General features: G+C 56.7%; 3 protein-coding genes. All 3 read right to left on the minus strand.

Annotated elements, in window-relative coordinates:
* A partial coding sequence (locus RTK32_RS20245) for a malate:quinone oxidoreductase (protein WP_312047086.1) occupies positions 1-423 on the minus strand: 423 nt, incomplete at its 3' end.
* A gap of 305 nt (positions 424-728) precedes the next feature.
* Positions 729-3,242 carry a malto-oligosyltrehalose synthase gene (gene treY / locus RTK32_RS20250; protein WP_312047088.1) on the minus strand — a complete coding sequence of 838 codons (2,514 nt, stop codon included), beginning with the start codon at positions 3,240-3,242 and terminating at the stop codon, positions 729-731.
* Positions 3,239-3,481, minus strand: a 243-nt coding sequence (locus tag RTK32_RS20255) for a DUF3459 domain-containing protein (protein ID WP_312047090.1), incomplete at its 5' end; no start/stop codon positions are given. The genes treY and RTK32_RS20255, both read right to left, overlap by 4 nt.

Consider the following 3,481-nt stretch of genomic DNA (forward strand, 5'->3'; position numbering starts at 1 on the left):
GCTCATGTGCGGCGTAGAGTTGATGAAAGAGCGCGGGTTGTTAAGCACGCCGTTTTTCACCTGAGAGGTCCAGAACTGGCGAGAAATCATAAAGGCTTCGTTGATCTCCAGCGCTTTGCTGACATCAATGGTGCCGTCGGCACGTTCAGGCGTGTAGTTCAGCTCCATGTTGGCCGAGTGGCCGGTACCGGCATTGTTCCAGCCGTTGGAAGACTCGAGGGCTACGCCGTCCAGTTTCTCCACCATGATCTGTTTCCAGTCTGGCTGAACGTCTTCCAGCATGGTGCCCAGTGAAGCGCTCATGATGCCGCCGCCGATCAGCAGGACGTCGGTTTTTTCTGGTGCAGTTTCAGCGTGGATGGCTGAAGAAATCAGTAAAGTAGACAGAGAAAGTGAAGTAAGAAGCTTTTTTGATTTAATCATGGCAGGTGTCTATAGTCGGCATTTGACATTAGTTAAAAAGTGTCCACAAATATTAAAATATTGTTATGCCAGATTGTATGTGTTTTTAGTTACAAAACTAAAAAATGTCATGTTTTGGTTAATTTAGTTACAAATAACGCACTGAAAGCGGCCCGATTGTTGTAGCGCAATTTAAAAAATGCGGCCTTAAGGAAAGCTGAGGCGAACCTGACGTTGGCCGGGTTAATACCAGCTTTAACTACAGGGATTAGGCGAGAGGAGAGCAGGAGGATAAAGCAGCACGTCCTTGTGCTGCCGTTCGACTCTTAACGACTAAGCAGGATCACCGGCATTCGTCTGTCGCCGCCAGCCAGGTTAAAGCTTTTCTCCAGCGCGGACTCAGCGCCGCTAATAAGGTTGATATAGCGTCGGCCAGCCAGTGCTTCCGGCAGCGCGATTTCCGCGCTCGCCCAGTCTCCTTCTTCCAACCGACTAAACGCCAGGCGGGGCAGGATAACAATCAGGACAGCCTCGTCGCTGACACGGGCAAAAGCCAGTACGTTTTCGGCCTGCTGTCCCGTAGCACTCAGCGGCAAATAAGCCCCTTTGCGAAACAGCGTCGGCAGCTGCTGACGCAGGGGCAGCACTTTGGCAATCAGCTGCTGCTTCAGTCGCCCATCCAGCCAGTGCGCGGCATTCGCGGCATCGGCCTGCTCAACGTCTTTCAGCCACTGTTCCAGCATACTGAAATCCGGTTCGCGACGGTTATCAGGATCGACCAGGCTCAGATCCAGCGCTTCACTGCCCTGGTAGATATCCGGTACGCCTGGCGCGGTCAGCTTAATCGCCGTCTGGGTCAGGCTGTTAACCAGCCCGGCGTGAATAAACGGCTGTAGCGAAGCGGTGAAATCCTGCAGGAAAGCCTGATTGTCAGGTGACAGCAGGTGACGGACGTAACCCTGCAAGGCGTCTTCATAAGGCTCGTTGCTGTCGGCCCAGTCGGTACGCAATTTTGCTTCACGCAACGCCTTCTCTACAAAACCGGTAAAGCGCTCCTCAAGCGCTTTAAGACCAGCCGCGTCATCAGGCTGCAGATCGGTAGGCCATGCGCCCGCTAGCGCCTGATAAATCATCCACTCCATGGCGGGCCGCGGTGCCGGGCCGTCCTTAAGCTGCACCACCTGAGATTGATTGATCTGCCGCCAGCGCGAAACGCATTCAGCCCAGCGCTCCGGCGCCTCACTCAGCGTGTAAAGACGTGCACGCGCATCTTCGCCGCGCTTGGTATCGTGCGTGGAAGTGCCGGAAAGGGCGTCCGGCTGGCGAACCAGCCGCTCCTGCATCTCCTGATGGAAGCGTTCCGGTGAGAAATCGTCCGGCATCGGCTCTGCCCCGACCTCATTCAGCGCCAGCGCCATATTCAGTCGGAAAAACAGCGTATCCTCCACTGATTTTGCCATCAGCGGCCCGGTCAGCTGCTGAAAGCGAGTGCGGAAGCTGGCCGCCTCGTCAGCGCCAGCCGCAGAAACTTCGCCCGCCATAATCCTTGTTAAAAAGGCCAGCGCCGCCGGATCGGGAGCTTTAGCCCCCTGGCGTACCTCTTCCACAATCTTCAGCAACAGGTCCGCATCCTCGGAAGGCAACCCTTCTGGTGTGCCGTAAGTGCGGTAGACGGGGAAGGCGACCAGCAGCTCCCGCAGCGCCGTCAACAGGGCTTTCTCTTCCAGCGGCTCATTATCGGCCGCGGCGATTGTCACAGCCAGCTGCAACAGCCTTGTCGCTTCACCGGCAAAATTACGCGTCGCCATCAGCATCTTGGCCGCACGCAGTTCAGCCTGTACATCAACCGGCTTACCCAGCAGCGTTTCATAGGCCTGGCGCAGCTGGCGAAGGTGCCTGCCATCGACCAGTGCCTCGGACAGGGAAGCAATAAATTCATATCCTGTGGTACCGGAGATGGGCCAGTCGGCGGGCAGATGCTCGCCCTTAGCCAGAATTTTTTCGACGGTGATATAGCATTCCGGACCGGCTTCCTGACGCAGGCGCTCCAGATAGGCCTTAGGATCGGCCAACCCATCTACGTGATCGACGCGCAGGCCCTGGACCGCACCGCTACGCACCAGTTCGAGGATCAGCTGATGCGCATCGTCAAAGACATCTTTATCTTCTACCCGCACACCAGCCAGCCCCGTGATTTCAAAAAAGCGACGGAAGGAGAGGTCGCGCGGCGCATCACGCCAGGACATCAGCCGGTAAGGTTGAAGGTCATGCAGGGCAGCGAGGTCGGCTTTGTCGGTAAGCTGCAGCACCGCTTCCTGCCGATCCTGCCAGGAGGACGGCGTCAGCGGATAGAACTGGTCGTAGTAAGTCAGTACCGGTTTCCCGGTTTGCGGATCGGGTTTGACCGCGATAGCGCCGTTAGCCAGCTCGTTATCAAAGTCATCCCCCAGGAAAGGCAGCGTCAGGCGGCGCGACCAGTCGATATCAAAATGGCGCGCGTAACGGCTTTGTTCGCCATTTTCTACCACGTCGCGCCACCAGGCATTTTCCATTGAGGAGGCCATATGGTTTGGCACGATATCAATGATCAGTCCCAGTCCGGCCTGCTGCAGCGCTTTCACCAGGCGATCGAAGCCTTCACGTCCGCCAATGGCCGGATCGATTTCATTCGCATTGGTCACGTCGTATCCGTGGGTGGAGCCGGAAAGCGCGGTAAAAATGGGCGAAGCATACAGATGGCTGATGCCCAGCTGTTTAAGATAGGGCACAAGCGCGGCGGCACGATCGAAAGTCATGCCGCTACGGAACTGGATACGGTAGGTCGAAGCTGGAATAGTCACGCGTTTTCTCCCGGTGCAAGGCGAACAAGAATGGCGTGCTGGGGCAGCTCGGTTAGCGCTGGCGGCCAGCTAAAAATCGTTTCGCCTGGCATTGTGGGTAAAGGCTGGGTTTTCTCACCAATATTCAGCGCAATCGACAGCGTGCCCTGAGGGAAAGTCCAGCTGACGGCGACGAAACCGGTGTCGGTTTGCAACACTTTGCCGCTGTTGCCGCCAGCCGTGGCGAGCAGGGGAACGAT

Source organism: Erwinia sp. (assembly GCF_031978025.1).
Classification (GTDB): domain Bacteria; phylum Pseudomonadota; class Gammaproteobacteria; order Enterobacterales; family Enterobacteriaceae; genus Erwinia.